The sequence below is a fragment of the Streptomyces sp. NPDC001717 genome (assembly GCF_042892775.1).
Lineage (GTDB): Bacteria > Actinomycetota > Actinomycetes > Streptomycetales > Streptomycetaceae > Streptomyces.
On sequence record NZ_JBIAUK010000006.1, the window covers coordinates 158058 to 173987 of the forward strand.

Consider the following 15930-nt stretch of genomic DNA (forward strand, 5'->3'; position numbering starts at 1 on the left):
CGTAGCCCAGTCCGGGGGGGGATCCATGGGCCGTTCCAAGCGTTCCGCGCGTCCGCTGCGGCCCCGCCGCAGGGACCGGCCCGTCCTCCTGTGCCTCGCCCTCACGGCGGGCGGCCTGTTCGGGCTGTGGTCCGGCCGGCGGCTGCTGCGCCGCCCGGCGGACTTCCCGGCCGGGAAGTGGCTGCGCCCGGGGCGGAGGTCAGCCCGGTGAGGAGTCCATGGCGGCGATGCCCTTCCTCAGGTCGTCGCCGTTCATCACCGGGCTGACCTCCACCTCGGCGTTGAACTGCATGAAGAGGTCCTCGGTGACCTTCGGCAGCTGGGAGCTGTCCTGGAGGTCGAAGACGACCCACATGGAACGGACTCCCTCGTCGGGGCCGAAGTACGCCGCCTCCGGCTTGAGGGTGTCCATCATCTTGGCGATCGACTGCGTCAGCGCGCCGCTCTTGATGCCCTCGTTGGCGGCCTGCGTGTCCAGATGGGCACGGAGCATGACCCTCATGCGCGACTCCTCTCGTCACGCCCACCGTGAGCGGCCCCGCCCGGTGCGGCAACATCTCCGCGACCGTCCGGGCGGGGACCGTTCGAGTGCCCCGGGCCCGGGCCGCTACGCCTTCGGGTGGGCGCCCTGGATGTGGAAGTTGAACTCGGAGTGGCCCAGCGACCCCATCAGCCGGAGCCAGACGGGCAGGAGCATCTCCGTGCCCCGGGCCGTCTCGATGCCGCCGAGGTCGAGGATGCTCTCGTCCTTCCAGCCGAAGGAGGAGAGCAGTTCCCGTATGGTCTTCTTCGCGTCCGCGTCCTCGCCGGAGAGGAAGACGTTGTGGTCGCCGGCGACCCGCGTCGGGTCGACCATGATCTGGCAGTTCATCGTGTTGAGCGTCTTGACCACCCGCAGCCCCGGGAAGGTGCGCTGGATCAGCTCGCCGAGGCTGTCGGTGTTCGCCGGGTCGAGGAACGGCGGGAACCCCTGGGAGAAGTCGAGCGGGTTCGCGATGTCGATCAGGACCTTGCCGTCCAGCTCGGCGGCGTCCGCCTCCGTCAGGGCGGCGATGCTGGCCTGTCCGCCGGTGGCGTTGACCAGGACCTCCCCGAACCGTGCCGCCTCCGGGAAGGAGCGCAGCCCGACCTCGGGCTGCCCCGCGTGCCAGTCGGACCACTCGGCGCGGGACCGCGTGGACTCGGGGTCGCGGGTGCCGATGACCACCTCGTGCCCCAGGGAAACGAGCCGGGCGGCGACGGTGCGGCCGACGATTCCGGTGCCGAGGACTGCGTAACGCATATCGGTTCTTCCTATCGAGCGCGGGTGGGACTGCGGGCGTGCCGAAGCGGCACGTCGGGTCCAACTCAACCAGCGCGCACGGCATTCCGTACGGAAGATCGACTAGTCGGGGGCGCCCACGTCGTGGAAGAAGCGGTAGTGGGTCGGGTCGTCCGGCAGAAACCAGTGCAGGCCCTCTTCGAAGAAGACGGCCACGAGGTTGACGGCGATGACCAGGCCGAGGAAGGCCAGCGCGAAGGTTCCGGCCGTCCGCAGGGGTCCGGGGACGTTCGCCGGGACGGTGCGGGCCGCCGTGGTGTGGGCGAAGGCCATGACGATGCCGATGGCGACGACCGAGGCCTGGAAGAGGATCCACGCCCACACGTAGAGGTGCAGCCCGAAGACCTCGCTGCCGTACCCCTTGTCCCCCGGCAGGACGTGCAGCATCGTCTGCCGCCAGGACGCGAAGGAGCCGGCGATCACCGCGACCAGGGACATGCCCCAGCCCGTCATGTAGTCGCGGCCGGACAGCGTGCCGTGCGCCATCGCCGTGCGCAGGACGTACGCCGCGCCCAACGCGGCCAGCAGCATGAACATCCGCTGCACGATGCAGAGCGGGCAGGGGTACTCCCACAGCCCGAACTGGTAGTAGAGGCCGCCGCAGACGACCCCCGTCCAGCCGATGGCGAAGAAGCAGGCGAACCAGTACTGGATCCGGCCGAGCAGGCCGGTCGTCGGCGCCGACTGTGGGAGCAGGGTGTGCATCGCGGCCATCGTCAGTAGCTCAGTTTCAGGGCGAGGCCGCTGGTGATGTGGTGCGCCATCAGCAGGATCGCGGCGATCAGCACGACCCACCACGCCCCGAGCACGAGCGTCCGGGGCGACTCCCGGTACAGGGCGACCAGCGTGGCGAGGAGGCCGCCGAAGATGAGGGTGTCCATGGAGCGGACGGTATCGACATGGGGACATACCGCCCGCAAGGCGCGCCCCCGATTACTTCGCTTGCTGTCCGCGCCGCTTGCGCCGGCCGCCCCGCACCCGTACGCCGCCCGCCCCGCCCCGGCCGCCGTCGCGGCCGTCCAGGCCGATCCAGACCCGTACCTCGGTGCCGCCGAGCACCGAGCGGCCCAGCCGTACGTCGCCGCCGGTCGATTCCGCCACCCGGCGGACGATGTCCAGGCCGAGGCCGGTGGAGCCGTCGCGGGCGCCGTCGTTGCCGCGCCGCAGGGCCGCGTCCGGGTCGTCGATGCCGGGGCCCGCGTCGGAGACCAGCACGATGACGGCGTCGCCCGCGTCGTGGACGTCCACCGCGAAGGGGGTGCCCTCGGGGGTGTGCCGGAAGACGTTGCCGAGCATGGCGTCGAGGGCGGCGGCCAGTTCGGGCCGGGCCACGGGGATGCGCACGGTACGGTCCACGCCCGCGAGCCGCACCTCGCGCCCCTCGTCCTCCGCGAGCGCCGACCAGAAGGCCATCCGGTCACGGATCACCTCGGAGGCGTCGCACCCGGTGTTCACGCCCGCCCCGGCGAGCCCCGTCGCCGGGCGCTGCTCGCGGGCCGTACGGATGATGGTGTCGACCTCGCGCTCCAGCTGCTCCACCGCGGCCCGGGTCTGCTCGGCGGCCGGACCGTCCCCGAGCGAGGCCGCGTTGAGCCGCAGCACCGTCAGGGGCGTCCGCAGCCGGTGCGAGAGGTCGGCGGCCAGCTCACGTTCGTTGGCGAGGAGTTCCACCACCTGGTCGGCCATCGCGTTGAACGCGACGGCCGCCGAGCGCAGTTCCTTCGGCCCGGCCTCGGGGACCCGCGCGCCGAGCCTGCCCTCGCCCAGTTGGTGGGCGGCGTCCGCGAGCCGCTCGGCGGGCCGGACCAGTCGGACGCCGAGCCGGTCGGCGACCGCCACCGAGCCGACGATCAGCGCGAGGGCGACGCCCGCGAGGATCGCCCACGCCGTGGTGACGCCGTTGCTGACCTCGTTCTCCGGTACGTAGATCTCCACCACGGCGATGTCCCCCGAGCCGAGGGCGGTGGGCTGGAGCAGCGCCGAGCCCCCGCCCGTCGCGGAGGCCGTCGTGGCCCGCCCGAGCCGCCGGGTCGCCGCGACGGCCTGTTCGCCGGCCCAGCCCCCGCCGATCTCCACCGGGGCGCTGCCGCCGATGGCGGGCACGTGGACGGCCATCCGCCGGGCGGCGCCCATCTGCGTGGACTCCACGGCCTTCTGCAGCTGCACCGGGTCGGTGGTGATGGACAGGGTGGGTCCGATGGTGGCGGCCTGCCGTTCGGCGTTGGAGAAGGCCCGGTCGCTGGCCATTTCCTGGACGACGAGCCCGAGCGGCACCGCGAAGGCCACGACCACCATGGCGGTGACCGCGAGGCACACCTTGACCAGCGCCCACCTCACAGCGGCCTGCTCACTGCGGCGGCTCCAGCTTGACCCCGACGCCCCGCAGGGTGTGCAGGTAGCGGGGGCGGGCGGCGGTCTCGCCGAGTTTGCGTCGCAGCCAGGACAGGTGGACGTCGATGGTCTGGTCGTCCCCGTACGACTGCTGCCAGACCTCCGCGAGCAGCTCGCGCCGAGCCACGACCACCCCGGGCCGCCCGGCGAGGAAGGCCAGCAGGTCGAACTCCCGCCGGGTCAGGTCCAGTACGGTCCCGTCGAGCTCGGCCTGGCGGCGCAGCGGGTCGATGGCGAGCCCGCCGACGCGCAGCACGCGCGAGGGGGGTTCGGCGCCGGCGGCCGCGCGGGCGCGGCGCAGGACGGCGGCCATCCGGGCGGAGAGGTGCTCCACGGAGAAGGGTTTGGTCAGGTAGTCGTCGGCGCCGTCGTTGAGCAGCCGGACGATCTCCGCCTCGTCGTCGCGCGCGGTCGCGATGATCACGGGCACGTCGGTGATGCCGCGCAGCATCTTCAGTGCCTCCGACCCGTCCAGGTCGGGCAGGCCGAGGTCGAGGATGACCACGTCGAAACGGTTGTGGGCGACCTCGCGCAGGGCCTCCAGGGCCGTGCCGACGCTCCGCACGGTGTGCGAGGCCTCGGTCAGGTGCCGGATGAGGGCGGAACGTACGAACTGGTCGTCCTCGACCACGAGCACACTTGCCATGGCCCGCACCGTAGCCCATTCGGGCCACCCACCGGGGTGTCGGGACGGTCTTGTGACGGGTGGTGCAGTATGTGCCCTGATGCAACGAGGACTTGTACATGCCATGGCATGGGTGTTGGCGACCGGGGCCGCGGTGACCCTGTCGTGGTGGGGCGTGCACACCGTCATGTCGGGCACGGCCTACGATCCGCCGCTCGCGGTGCCGCTGGCCGCCGCCCAGCCGCTGTCCTCCTCGACCCACCGGTCACTGCCGGAGCAGTCGCCGTCCCCGTCGCAGTCCCCGTCGCCCGTCCCCGCGACGCCTTCCTCCGCCGGGCCCTCCACGGATCCCTCCGCCGGCAGGCCGTCCTCGAAGCCGTCGGCCTCCCCCCGCGCGGGCAGGCAGGAGGAGGCTTCGGGCAAGGTGCAGGCCTATCCCGTCTCCGGCGGCCGGGTCGTCTTCAGCCTCGGGGCGTCCTCCGCCGAGCTGGTGTCCGCGACCCCCGCGGCCGGCTGGCGCATGCAGGTGTGGAAGCAGGACTTCTGGATCCGGGTCACCTTCACCAAGGACGGCCGCGAGGTGTCGGTGTTCTGCACCTGGCACGACCACCCGCCGGCGGTGGAGATCATCGACCCCTGATCAGGCCGGGACGGTGCCCACCAGTACGAACTCGTTGTACGGGAAGACCTTGCCCATCGGGCGGGGGAAGGGGAAGGAGTAGGTGCGCTTCACCGCGATCCCGGCCCGGCTCGCGTGGCTGCGCAGCTCCTCGAAGCCGACCCAGCGGACGTGGGTGGCGTCGGTGCGGAAGCCGACCTCCTGCGGGGTGATGAAGACGACCGAGCCGCCCGGCTTCACCAGCGGGAGGTACTGGTCCAGGATCGAGGTGACCGTGTCCTCGTCCAGGTGCTCCAGCAGGTGTGCGGCGAGCAGGCTGTCGAAGGATCCGGGCCCGCAGTCCGGGGCGGCGGCCAGCTCTTCGGGGGTGTACGCCGTCAGACCGCGGTCGCGGCAGGTCTGCACGGAGTGCGGGTTGTGGTCGACGCCGACGCTGTCGGGGCCGCAGTTCAGCAGGTTGCGGCCGATGCCGCAGCCGACGTCCAGGACCCGTCCCAGCTTCAGCCGCTGCAGGTTCCACTTGTACGGCGCCTGCGTGGGCAGCAGCTGCTTGATCCCCGACTTCTCCAGGCGGGCCAGCCTGCGGGTGTAATCCGAGCCCTCGGTGCCGGGGGTGGACGGACCGGAGGTCGTGGAGGAATCAGACATGACTTCAGTGTCTCCTGAAACGCGTTGCAGAAAGGCAAGCCCTTGCGGGGCCCACAGGCTATGCAGGCGGTGGCCTCGGCGCGAGACCCGGATCGATCATACTGTGATCCGAATTACAGCATCAGAGACCGACGGAGCGGAAACAAGGCCCGGCGGCGCCCGTCTCTAGCGGAAGACCGACGGCGGCGGCTGCGGCGAGGCCACCGCCGAGGCGTCCACGACCGGAGCAGCTCCGCCCGCGAAGTCCGCGAGGGCCCTGCCGTGCTCGACGCGCCCCGGGTGCGGGTCGCTCGCGACCCGGCGGGTGAACTCGGCGACCGGGAGTTCCCGGTCGGAGGCCACCAGCACGGCGTTGCCGAAACGTTTCCCCCGCCACACGACCGGATCCGCTGCCAGCGCCAGCTCCGCGAACCGCGACGCGGCCGTCGCGATCTGACCCCGCAGGTGCGTCAGCGGCGGGCCGTCCGCGAGGTTGGCCACGTACCACCCGGTGGGCGCCAGGGCACGGCGTACGTCGTCCAGGAACTCGGTGCTCGTCAGGTGCGCCGGAGTGCGCGCACCGCCGAACACGTCCGCGATCACCAGGTCCGCCCAGCCGTCCGGCACCTTGGCCAGCCCGGCCCGCGCGTCCACCGCCCGGACCCGGACCCGCGCCTGCGGGTCCAGCGGCAGGTGTTCCCGTACGAAGGCCACCAGCGCGGCGTCGATCTCCACGACCTGCTGGGTGGAGCGGGGACGCGAGGCGGCGGTGTAGCGGGCCAGGGTGAACGCCCCGCCGCCCAGGTGCACCACGTTCAGCGGCTGCCGGGCGGGCGCGACGAGGTCGATCAGGTGGCCGATCCGGCGCTGGTACGCGAAGTCCAGGTACCCGGGGTCGCCCAGGTCCACGTGCGACTGCGGGGCCCCGTCGATCAGCAGGGTCCAGGCGCCCGGACGCTCCCGGTCCGGCTCCAGCTCCGCCAGACCGCCGTCCACCTGCCCGGCGACCGCCTCCACGCCGCCGCGCTGCCTGCCCTTGCCCCTGTCCTTGCCCGCCACGACCCCATTATCGCTGGTCAGCGACAGTTGTCGGCGGCCTCGATCAGCCGGGCCGCCTCGCCGAGCGCCGCACGCAGCACCGCCGGGTCGGTGACCGGTCCGACGGCTTCCGGCGGGAGCAGCCAGCCCGTGGCGCCCGCGGTGGGCGAGACGGCGTCGCCGAACCGCACTCCGCGCCCGTTCGTCTGCGTACACGCGCTCCCCGGCAGGTCCCACGCGTCGGCGGTGCCGGGCGGGACGAGGAAGCCCAGGGTGTCGCCCGATCCGTCGTGCAGGACCGGCCCGACCCCGCCGGCGGGGCTCGCGGCGCGGCGGATGATGTCCACCGCCTCCAGGCCCTGCCGCGCGGGCACGGTCACCAGGTCCAGATCCGGGCCCGGAGCCGGGGCCCGGCCGGGCTCGGGCGCGGTGTTCGTTCCAGTGCTCTCCATGCCGCCCTCCACCAAGGGGAACCCCTCCTCGATCCGTATCCGCATGGGTTCAACGCACGGGAACGTCAACGGGTGCGGCGGCAAGACGCCGCAAAGGATGGCAGTTCATGGCGGATCGCGGGTGAGATATCCGTTTTGTAGCCAAACAGCGCATCAACCACCCCCCGCTGACGGTACGTTCATGCGCGCCGGGCCCCACACGTCACAGCACCGGCGCTGGGTTCCTTGCCAGAGAGGCCACGTCCATGGCGGCGTCCCCCCACTCACCCAACTCCACGTTCCGGCGACTGCGCGGGCAGCACTCCCCGGCCGAGTTCGCCGCGCTGGTGCGCCGGGCCGCGAGGGAAATCGGCGAAACGGTTTCCTGCGACGCCCGCTACATCGGCAGGGTCGAGTCCGGCGAGATCCGCTGCCCCAACTACGCGTACGAGCGGGTCTTCCTCCACATGTTCCCCGGCCGCGCCCTGCCCGACCTCGGATTCTCTCCGAGGGAGGCGGTCCGCGGCCGCTCGGCGCAGCGCGATCCCGACCCCTTCTCCACCCTCACCTCCCCCACCCCATCCAAGGAGAGCGACGTGCTGCGTCGCGCGTTCATGGCGGGCGGCTCCGCGACCGTGGCGGCCGCGACCCTCGGCCTCACCCTGCTCGGCGACACCCGCCGCTTCCCCTCCCGCGCCGGTGAGTCCGAGGCCGCCGCCGTCGAGGACGCCGTCCGCCAGATCCGGCTGCTCGACGACCGGCACGGCGCCGACGCCCTCTACCGCAGGGCCGCCGAGCCGCTGCGCACCGCGTACGCGCTCCTCGACGCGGGAGCCACCCGGCAGTCCACCGAGGACCGGCTGCACGCGGGCGCCGGGGAACTGGCCGTCTCCGTCGGCTGGCTGGCCCACGACTCCGGCCGCTTCGACGACGCCCGCTCGCACTACGCGGAGGCCCTCGCCACGGCCCGGGTGTCGGGGGACGCCGGTCTGGAGGCGCACGCGTTCAGCAACATGGCGTTCCTGGCCCGGGACTGCGGGCGCTCGCGCGAGGCGGTCCGCGCGGCCCAGGCGGGCCGCCGAGCCGCCCGCTCGCTGGGCTCACCGCGGCTGCTCTCCCTCCTCGCCCTCCGGGAGGCGGGGGGCTGGGCGGGGCTGTCCGACCGCAAGGCGTGCGAGGAGGCGCTGACGCGGGCGCACACGGAGTTCTCCCGGGGTCCGGCGGGCGCCGACCCCGAGTGGATGTCCTTCTTCGGCGAAGCCGAACTGGAGTCGCTGGAGTCCCGCTGCTGGGCGGCCCTCGGCGAACACGCCCGCGCGGCCCGGCACGCCCGGCGCGCGGCCGACCTCCAGGACCCGCACTTCGCCCGGAACGTGGCCCTGTACACCGCCGAACTCGCCGGCGACCTGGCCCGTGCCGGGGCTCCCGACGAGGCGGCCTGGGCGGGCGGGCGGGTACTGGACCTGCTGACCGAGGTCCACTCCACCCGCATCCGCGCGATGCTCTCGGAAACGGCCCGCACCCTGATCCCCCACCAACGCTCCCCCCGCGTGGGCGCGTTCCTCACTCGGCACGCGGCGGTCTGAGCCCGGCACATCCAGCCCCGCCGGCGTTCGAGGCGCGAGGGTGCGGGGGCGGCGCCCCGACAACGGCGCCGCGCCGGCACCGTCAACGGCCGCTACGTGTCCAGGTGCCCCGTGTCGTTCCAGCGTTCCAGCGCCGGGGCCCCGTACGCCCACCCCAGGACCGACAGCGACGTCGGCTCCAGCCGGATCCGCGCGCCGAAGGAGACGTCGAAGCCGAGCCAGCGCGCGGCCAGCGTCCGCAGGATGTGGCCGTGCGCGAAGACCAGGACGTCCCGCTCCGCGGAACGGGCCCACTCGACCACCTGGTCCGCCCGCGCCCCCACGTCCGCGACCGACTCGCCGCCCGGGACGCCGTCGCGCCAGATCAGCCAGCCGGGCCGGACCGCCTGGATCTCGGCCGGGGTCATGCCCTCGTAGTCGCCGTAGTCCCACTCCATCAGCGCGTCCCACGGATCGGCCCGCACGCCGAAGCCCGCCAGCTCGCAGCTCTCGCTCGCGCGGACCAGCGGGCTCGTGCGGACCTCCACCCCCGGCAGGCCGTTCCACGGCTCACGGGCCAGCCGCTCGCCGAGCAGCTTCGCGCCCTGCCGGCCCTCCTCCAGCATCGGCACGTCCGTGCGTCCGGTGTGCTTGCCGAGCTTGGACCACGCCGTCTGGCCGTGACGGGCCAGCAGGATGCGGGGGGCCATGTGGTTCTCCGGGTCGTGGGGGATTCCAGCGTCCACCCATCATCCCACCGCCGTTTTCCGGACGAAGCCCGCGATTGTCAGTGGCGGATGGGACACTTCCGCGGGTGAGCTCTTACCCGCCCAGCAGCCCTGCGCAGCCGACCACGCTGCGGCAGCGGCTCGCCGGTCTGCGCGGCCCCGCCGTGCCCCCGCGCCCGCTCGACGCCCGGGCGCTGGCCGCGCTCGCCGCCAACCCCGGCTGCGGCCGACGCACCCTGCTCGACGGCGCCGGCGTGGACAAGACCGTCCTCGCCTCCGCCCTCGGTTCGCCCGCCGCCTTCGGGCAGTCACAGTTCGCCATCGTGCGCGGCAACTCCTTCGAGGCCAAGGTCAAGGGCGACGGCGGCGCCGAGCTGCTGCGGCTGGTGCACGAGCACCTCGGCGCGGGCGCCGAACCGCCCGGCCGGGGCGCCCTCGTACCCGATCTGGCCGCCGCCGGCCCCGAGGGCCGCGCCGCCCGGACCGCGCTGGCGCTGCGCGAGGCGACCGCCGCGGGGACCTGGACCCTGCTGGACCACCCCATGCTGGCCCTGGAGGTGGCCGGTTCCCCCGCCTACCTGGAGCCGGACGCCGTCGTCGTCCACCCCGACGGCCGCTGGACGGTCGTGGAGATCAAGTCGTTCCCGATGATCGACGGGTCCGCCGACTCCGCGAAGGTGGGCGCCGCCGCCCGCCAGGCCGCCGTGTACGTGCTCGCCCTGGAGAAGACCGCCCGGAAGCTGACGGGCGCCGAGGTCGGGCACACCGTGCTGCTGGTCTGCCCGAAGGACTTCTCCAACCTGCCCACCGCGTCCGCCGTCGACGTCCGCCGCGAGCGCTCGGTGACCCTGCGCCAGCTCGAACGCCTGACCAGGGTCGACGAGCTGGCCGCCGCCCTCCCCGAGGGCCTCAGCTTCGACCCGGAGCGCACCGCCGAGGAACTCGCCGAAGCCGTGGCCGCGGTGGACGCCTCGTACGCCCCCGAGTGCCTGGCCGCCTGCGAGCTGGCCTTCCACTGCCGGGAGCGGGCCCGCGCCGCGGGCGAGGTGACCTCGCTGGGCCGTTCCGTACGGGGTGAGCTGGGCTCTCTGACCACCATCGAGGCCGCCCTCGCGGCGGCCGCCGCCGGGGCCGGCCCCGAGGGCGATCCCACGGCCGAGGCCCTGCACCACGCGGCCCGGCTGCGCGCCGAGGCCCTGCGCTCGGCCGAGGAGGGCGCGGCATGCCCCTCCTGAACACGCTGGCCCGGCTGGAGGCCGTCCGCGCGGGCCGCGCCCAGCCGCTCGCGACCGTGCGCCACCGCCACCTGAGCGAGAACCCGCTGGTCTTCGTGCCGCTGACCACCGCCGGTGAGGCCGGCGCCCCGCTGGGCGCGATGGTCGGCACCGACCGGCACGAACCGCACGTCTTCGTGATACCGCAGCCGCGCGACCGCGACCTGCGCTGGTCCTTCCTCGCGGACCTGGCCGTGCACGTGCTGGACCACATCGACGGGTACGCGGACGCCGTGGAGCTCGTCGAGCGCAGCGAGACCGATCCCGAGACGGGGAAGCGTTCCAAGGTCGAGGCCGAGCTGTGCCTGGACGCGCCGCAGCTGATCGTGCCGAGCAGGGCGGGCATCGAGTACGTGCGGCTGCTGGGGCGGTCGATGCGTTTCCGGCGCACGGCCGAGGAGGATCCGGAGAATCCGTATCCGGCCCCGGCCCGGGTGCCGCTGCTGGGGCGCTGGTTCACGCACCTCGCCGAGCGCTCGCGGGTGCCCGGCTCCTCGATGCTGCTGTCGGCGACCGATCTGCTGTCCCGGCACTGGGCGACCGGTCAGAGCAACCTGGAGGACCAGCACCTGGCCGCCCTCCTGGCCTGGATCGCGCCCCCGGAGGGCGAATCCGGCGCCGTGGCGGCGGAGCGGGCCGAGCTGGGCCGGGACCGCGACGGCCAGTTGCTGGTCCCGCCCGCCGGTCCGGCCACCGACCCGGCCTTCGACAACAAGCTGCTGGCCCCGGCGATGGCCCGCTACGACGCCGCGCGCACGGCGGAGCCCCGCGACGAGCGGGCGGTGTCCCGCGCCGAGGAGGGCGTACGGGCCCTCGTGAGGGCGCAGCTGCGGCCGACCTGGGACGCGGTGTGGCAGGCGCTGGACCTGGCCCGAGCCCTGTCACCGGGCGAGCGTGCCGAGGAGCGCTGGACGCGCGACCGCTGGTCGTACACCGGCCACCGGGACCGCGTACGGGCGGGCGAACCGCCGCAGCCGCGCCACGACGACGCGGTGACGGCGGCTCAGAAGCTGGCCACGCGCGAGACCGAGCAGGTGCGGCTCGACGCCCAGGAGGCGCTGGACGACCCCCTGGTCATGGCGGGTCGGCGGCTCTCGGGCGAGGCCTTCGCCGGTGAGGTCACCGAGGTGGTGATGGAGTGGACGGAGGCGAAGCGGCCGAGCCCGCGCCCCCTGGTGACGGTGGCCACCGAGGACCGGCCCGGGCTCGGCGACGGGGGCGGGGGCGGGGCGAAGGTGTTCCGCTCGTTGGACGGGCGTCCGCAGTCGGCGCAGTTCGTGCGGTACGAGGGCGAGGGCCTGGTCGTGCTGCGGCTGCTCGACAAGATGGGCCGCGGCCGTGATCCGGAACCGGGGTCGGTGCCGGAGAAAGGCGACCGGGTGTGCTGGACGCTCTTCGAGCACGACGCGCGCGGCGGCCCGAAGCTTCCGGACCCGGAGAACACCCCGTGGACGCACGGCGGACCGCCGGGACACCTGACCGCCCCCGTCCTGCCCGACTCCGTGACCGACGAGGACCTTCTGTGACCGCGATCGACTCCTCCGCGGCCTTCGACCCGGGGGCGGCGGCCGCCGAGGCGACCGCCGCCATCCTGCGCGACACCCTGTACGGGGCCGAGCGGGGCGTGGTCGTCGACTCCCCGCCCGGCGCCGGCAAGTCCACGCTCGTGGTCCGGGCGGCCCGGGAGCTGGCGGCGGCCGGGCGCCGGCTGATGGTGGTGGCGCAGACCAACGCCCAGGTCGACGACCTGGTGCTGCGGCTCGCCGACAAGGATCCGGAGCTGAAGGTCGGCCGGCTGCACAGCAGCGACGGCGACGCCTACGACCCCGCCCTGCGCGAGCTCCCCTCGGTCACCCTCTCCGCCAAGCCCGGCGACCTGGCCGAACTCCCCATCACCATCTCCACGGCGGCGAAGTGGGCCTACGTCAAGGACGCGGAGCCCTGGGAGCACGCGATCGTCGACGAGGCGTACCAGATGCGCTCCGACGCGCTGTTGGCCGTGGCGGGCCTGTTCGAGCGGGCGCTGTTCGTGGGCGACCCGGGGCAGTTGGACCCCTTCAGCGTGGTCGGCGCCGAGCAGTGGGCGGGCCTTTCCTACGACCCTTCGGCGTCGGCGGTGTCCACCCTCCTCGCGCACAACCCGGGGCTGCCGCAGCACCGGCTCCCGGTGTCCTGGCGGCTCCCGGCGTCGGCCGCGCCGCTGGTCTCGCGCGCTTTCTACCCGTACACGCGGTTCCGCAGCGGTACGGGCCCGGGCGAGCGGCGCATGTCGTACGGGGTCGCGTCGGACGGCTCCGGCCCGGACCGGGTGCTGGACGAGGCCGCCGAGTCGGGCTGGGGCCTGCTGGAGCTGCCCGCCCGGCACACCCCGCGGACCGACCCTGAGGCGGTGGCGGCGGTGGCCCTGGTGGTGCGCCGGGCGCTGGACCGCGGGACGGTCACCACCGACGAGCAGTCCCCGGACCCCACCCCGCTGACCGCCGACCGGATCGCGGTCGGCACCGCCCACCGCGACCAGGCGGCCGCGGTCCGCGCGGCCCTGTCGGCCCTCGGGGTCACGGGCGTCACGGTGGACACCGCGAACCGGCTCCAGGGCCGCGAGTACGACCTGACGGTGGTCCTCCACCCGCTGTCGGGCCGTCCGGACGCCACGGCGTTCCACCTGGAGACGGGCCGCCTGTGCGTCCTGGCCTCCCGCCACCGCCACGCCTGCGTGGTCGTGGCCCGCGCGGGCATAGCGGAACTCCTGGACGACCATCCGTCGACGGAGCCGGTGCAGCTGGGGGTCACGGTGAAGTTCCCGGACGGCTGGGAGGCGATGATGGCCACGTGGGATTTCTGGTCCAACCACCGTGTCTCGTGGCGACCGTAGAGGACAGGCGGTCTCAGGCTCCAGAACATCCGAGGCCGCGTGCACGCAACCCCTCCCGCCCGTCCGATCCCGGGCCGACGGGTCCTACGTGACGCCGCCCACCCCTAGAGCTTCCTCGAAGATTTTCAACGCTTCGAGATTCCAGGCTTCTTCATCTCCCGGCTCAACCGATCCAGCCGGAGCGCCGCTGACCCTCTCGGCGACATCATTCGGAGAGACGACGTAAACGGCCTTCTCTCGGTCCCCCGCCTTGGGGTGTCCCCAGACGAAGAGCCGGAAGCCGGCTTCGTGGAGGAAGGGCCCCCGTTCCTTCCAACCTCTCATGGCTGACCAGTTCTCGCCGTAGGTCCGACCGGTTCCGGCGACCACCCACCGCCCGGGCACGAAGGGTTCAGCCATCAGTGCTTCGAGGGTGGCCGCGTGCCGCTCCATCGTCCCGGTCAGGGAGGACACCACAGCAGGGGAAGCAGCCAACGCGATCGATTGCGCAAGGTTGCCAATGGCGCGCTCGAGCTCCTTGATCTGCTTCCTGTTGTCCCTTCCAGGGACATACCGGCGTTCCGTGATCTCCTCATTCCCAAACTTGGACAGGAACGCATGCTCCACCATGGCGTAGAGCTGATCCTGCGCCCAGGAGACGGAGAACTCGCAGGCCTCACCGTTGGACCAGGAGGAACAGCGGAAGTACTTGTGGGGACGGATCTCTCCTGTACTCAGCTTCCCTGCCGAGCTGTTCTCGTACATTTTCCTGCCACACGGACAGCGGAGGACACCCGCCATGGGAGACGCGTTGGACTTGATGCCCGCACGATGCCGACCGAGTGCGGTCACGGCTGCCTGCAACGTGGCGAATTCCTGATCGCTGAGGATTGGATCCGCCCACTGCACCGGCATACCGTCACGAAGGAGCGGCTCGCCCTTGTGCATCGCGATGCCTTGGAGGATCGGCTTCTTCAGAATCTTCCCCAAGGTGGAAGTCGTCCATCTGGTCCCCTTGACGGCCGTCTTGACGCCTACCTTCTTCTCGCCTGCGTTAACGCTCCGCTGGTAGTTCTGCGACGTGAGGACACCCCGCTCGTTCCAGTCCTCACACACTCGGCTCATGCTCCACCCCTGGACACCGATCCGCTCGTACGCCTCACGGATCAGGGGGCCGGTCACGGGACCGACGACCAGCTTGTAGCGCTGCCTGCCCCGGTGCTCCGTGAGCACCGGGCGGTACCCGAAGGGCCAAGTGCCACCGCCCCACAAGGACTCATCGCGGTAGTACGCAGTCTGGTTCCGGCGCTTCTGCACGATCGCTTCCCGGTACTCCTGCGCTTGGGTCGCTTTGATGTAGGCGATCATCCGGCCGCTGCCGGGGGCGATGTCCAGAGCGGGGTCATCCAGGCAGATGATGTCTTTGCCGCCCCGGTGGCACTTGTCCGCGAACATCTCCCAATGTGTCTGGTTACGAGTGATGCGGTCCAGAGAGGTGACCATGATCGCGTCCCACTCGTACCAGAGCGGCGCACGCATCCATCTGCCAAGACCAGGCCGCGCCTCCGGAGGGACCGCACCCGAAATGAACGAGTCCTCCGCGTCCCCCACCACAGCGAACCGCCCTTCGGCGACTGCGCCGTCCAGAGCCTCGCTCTGACGCGCCAGGGCAGAACTGTCTTCAGGATCTCGACTGATACGCCGCATCTTCAGAACCCGAGCACCTGGTGAAAGTCCGTACGACATGCCCCCCCCTGCATAGTCGACTCCCCACGAAGCCACACGGTGACCTCGGCTTCCGAGCCCGGGAGGCGAATCAGACGATGGCCACCCATGTGGGTGACACGGAGGTTCGGCCGCCCTGTGGCCGGGCACTGGCTCAGGTCTTGCGTTCGACGCCGAAGCGGATGCGGAGCGTCTCGCCGACCTCGGCGAGGACGGCGAGCTGCTCCGGGGTCAGGATGTCGATCAGGTGGCGGCGGACCGACTCGACGTGGAGCGGGGCCGCCGTGGTGATCGTCTCCACGCCGGCCTCGGTGAGGACCACCTCGGCACCCCGGCCGTCGGCGGCGACGTCCTCGCGGCGGACGATGCCGCGTTGCTCCATCCGGGTGAGCTGGTGGGACAGCCGGCTGCGCGACCAGTGCATCATTTCGGCCAGTTTGCTGATCCGCATGCGGTGGCCGTCCGTGGAACCGAGCACGGACAGGACGTCGTAATCCGCCTCGGAGAGGGCGCTGTCCTGGCTGAGGTCCCGCGCGATCTCCGCGTTGACCAGCGGGAACATCCGACGCCAGGCGTACCAGGCGTCCTGCTCGGGCCCTGTGAGCCAGCGCGGCGGCTCCGATGGGGTGGTCATGTCCGCACTCTAGCCAGATCGATGACACATCACCTACCTGGTTGACATGTCACCCATCCCCCGGCTTCTATAGGTGACACGTCAACAACGTTCGACGACCA

General features: G+C 72.4%; 18 protein-coding genes. 6 read left to right on the plus strand and 12 right to left on the minus strand.

Annotated features, from left to right (window positions below):
- Positions 1 to 25: 25 nt before the first annotated feature.
- Positions 26 to 211 (plus strand): hypothetical protein, encoded by a 186-nt coding sequence (locus ACFYZL_RS13680; RefSeq protein ID WP_388678823.1) that lies wholly within the window; start codon positions 26 to 28, stop codon positions 209 to 211.
- Here the strand turns inward: ACFYZL_RS13680 and ACFYZL_RS13685 are convergent.
- From ACFYZL_RS13685 to ACFYZL_RS13710, 6 genes are all read right to left on the minus strand, one after another.
- A complete protein-coding gene (locus tag ACFYZL_RS13685) occupies positions 200 to 502 on the minus strand; it encodes a DUF3303 family protein (RefSeq protein WP_384750315.1) in 303 nt (100 codons plus the stop codon). The genes ACFYZL_RS13680 and ACFYZL_RS13685 overlap by 12 nt on opposite strands.
- Positions 503 to 607: 105 nt before the next feature.
- Complete coding sequence (locus ACFYZL_RS13690; RefSeq protein ID WP_388678826.1) at positions 608 to 1282, minus strand: NADPH-dependent F420 reductase; 675 nt, start codon at positions 1280 to 1282, stop codon at positions 608 to 610.
- 102 nt (positions 1283 to 1384) lie between these two features.
- A complete protein-coding gene (locus ACFYZL_RS13695) occupies positions 1385 to 2026 on the minus strand; it encodes a disulfide bond formation protein B (RefSeq protein ID WP_384750309.1) in 642 nt (213 codons plus the stop codon).
- 11 nt (positions 2027 to 2037) lie between these two features.
- Positions 2038 to 2202: a DUF5993 family protein gene (locus ACFYZL_RS13700; RefSeq protein ID WP_384750308.1), complete on the minus strand. Its 165-nt coding sequence runs from the start codon at positions 2200 to 2202 to the stop codon at positions 2038 to 2040.
- 52 nt (positions 2203 to 2254) lie between these two features.
- Positions 2255 to 3658 carry a sensor histidine kinase gene (locus tag ACFYZL_RS13705; protein WP_384750305.1) on the minus strand — a complete coding sequence of 468 codons (1404 nt, stop codon included), beginning with the start codon at positions 3656 to 3658 and terminating at the stop codon, positions 2255 to 2257.
- Positions 3659 to 3668: 10 nt separating this feature from the next.
- Positions 3669 to 4358: a response regulator transcription factor gene (locus tag ACFYZL_RS13710; RefSeq protein WP_384594659.1), complete on the minus strand. Its 690-nt coding sequence runs from the start codon at positions 4356 to 4358 to the stop codon at positions 3669 to 3671.
- Positions 4359 to 4437: 79 nt separating this feature from the next.
- Between ACFYZL_RS13710 and ACFYZL_RS13715 the strand changes: the two genes are divergently transcribed.
- Positions 4438 to 4977 carry a hypothetical protein gene (locus tag ACFYZL_RS13715; RefSeq protein WP_384750302.1) on the plus strand — a complete coding sequence of 180 codons (540 nt, stop codon included), beginning with the start codon at positions 4438 to 4440 and terminating at the stop codon, positions 4975 to 4977.
- On the opposite strand, the gene ACFYZL_RS13720 is transcribed toward ACFYZL_RS13715, so the two are convergent.
- The 3 genes from ACFYZL_RS13720 to ACFYZL_RS13730 all read right to left on the minus strand — a co-directional run bounded on the left by ACFYZL_RS13720 (position 4978) and on the right by ACFYZL_RS13730 (position 7073).
- A complete protein-coding gene (locus tag ACFYZL_RS13720; protein WP_384750299.1) occupies positions 4978 to 5604 on the minus strand; it encodes a class I SAM-dependent methyltransferase in 627 nt (208 codons plus the stop codon).
- Positions 5605 to 5769: 165 nt separating this feature from the next.
- Entirely contained in the window at positions 5770 to 6642 is an 873-nt protein-coding gene (locus ACFYZL_RS13725) for a spermidine synthase (RefSeq protein ID WP_384750296.1), read from the minus strand.
- A 17-nt stretch (positions 6643 to 6659) separates the two neighbouring features.
- Positions 6660 to 7073: a hypothetical protein gene (locus tag ACFYZL_RS13730; protein WP_384594671.1), complete on the minus strand. Its 414-nt coding sequence runs from the start codon at positions 7071 to 7073 to the stop codon at positions 6660 to 6662.
- 245 nt (positions 7074 to 7318) lie between these two features.
- On the opposite strand from ACFYZL_RS13730, the gene ACFYZL_RS13735 reads away from it, so the two are divergent.
- Positions 7319 to 8638: a tetratricopeptide repeat protein gene (locus ACFYZL_RS13735; protein ID WP_388678834.1), complete on the plus strand. Its 1320-nt coding sequence runs from the start codon at positions 7319 to 7321 to the stop codon at positions 8636 to 8638.
- A 92-nt stretch (positions 8639 to 8730) separates the two neighbouring features.
- Here ACFYZL_RS13735 and ACFYZL_RS13740 read toward each other — a convergent pair whose 3' ends face one another.
- Complete coding sequence (locus ACFYZL_RS13740) at positions 8731 to 9327, minus strand: histidine phosphatase family protein (protein ID WP_384750328.1); 597 nt, start codon at positions 9325 to 9327, stop codon at positions 8731 to 8733.
- 104 nt (positions 9328 to 9431) lie between these two features.
- Between ACFYZL_RS13740 and ACFYZL_RS13745 the strand changes: the two genes are divergently transcribed.
- The 3 genes from ACFYZL_RS13745 to ACFYZL_RS13755 are packed head-to-tail and all read left to right on the plus strand — an operon-like array spanning position 9432 to position 13491.
- On the plus strand, positions 9432 to 10580 hold the full coding sequence (locus tag ACFYZL_RS13745) for a hypothetical protein (RefSeq protein WP_388678837.1): 1149 nt from the start codon (positions 9432 to 9434) through the stop codon (positions 10578 to 10580).
- The gene (locus ACFYZL_RS13750) at positions 10568 to 12145 is read left to right on the plus strand and encodes a hypothetical protein (RefSeq protein ID WP_388678840.1); all 1578 of its coding nucleotides are present in this window, start codon (positions 10568 to 10570) and stop codon (positions 12143 to 12145) included. The genes ACFYZL_RS13745 and ACFYZL_RS13750 overlap by 13 nt, the downstream gene beginning before the upstream one ends.
- Entirely contained in the window at positions 12142 to 13491 is a 1350-nt protein-coding gene (locus ACFYZL_RS13755; protein ID WP_388678843.1) for an AAA domain-containing protein, read from the plus strand. The genes ACFYZL_RS13750 and ACFYZL_RS13755 overlap by 4 nt, the downstream gene beginning before the upstream one ends.
- A gap of 84 nt (positions 13492 to 13575) precedes the next feature.
- Here the strand turns inward: ACFYZL_RS13755 and ACFYZL_RS13760 are convergent, their stop codons facing one another.
- Positions 13576 to 15216, minus strand: a complete 1641-nt coding sequence (locus tag ACFYZL_RS13760) for a recombinase family protein (RefSeq protein WP_388678846.1) — start codon at positions 15214 to 15216, stop codon at positions 13576 to 13578.
- 133 nt (positions 15217 to 15349) lie between these two features.
- Positions 15350 to 15829 carry a MarR family winged helix-turn-helix transcriptional regulator gene (locus ACFYZL_RS13765; RefSeq protein ID WP_388678849.1) on the minus strand — a complete coding sequence of 160 codons (480 nt, stop codon included), beginning with the start codon at positions 15827 to 15829 and terminating at the stop codon, positions 15350 to 15352.
- Between the last annotated feature and the right edge of the window lie 101 nt (positions 15830 to 15930).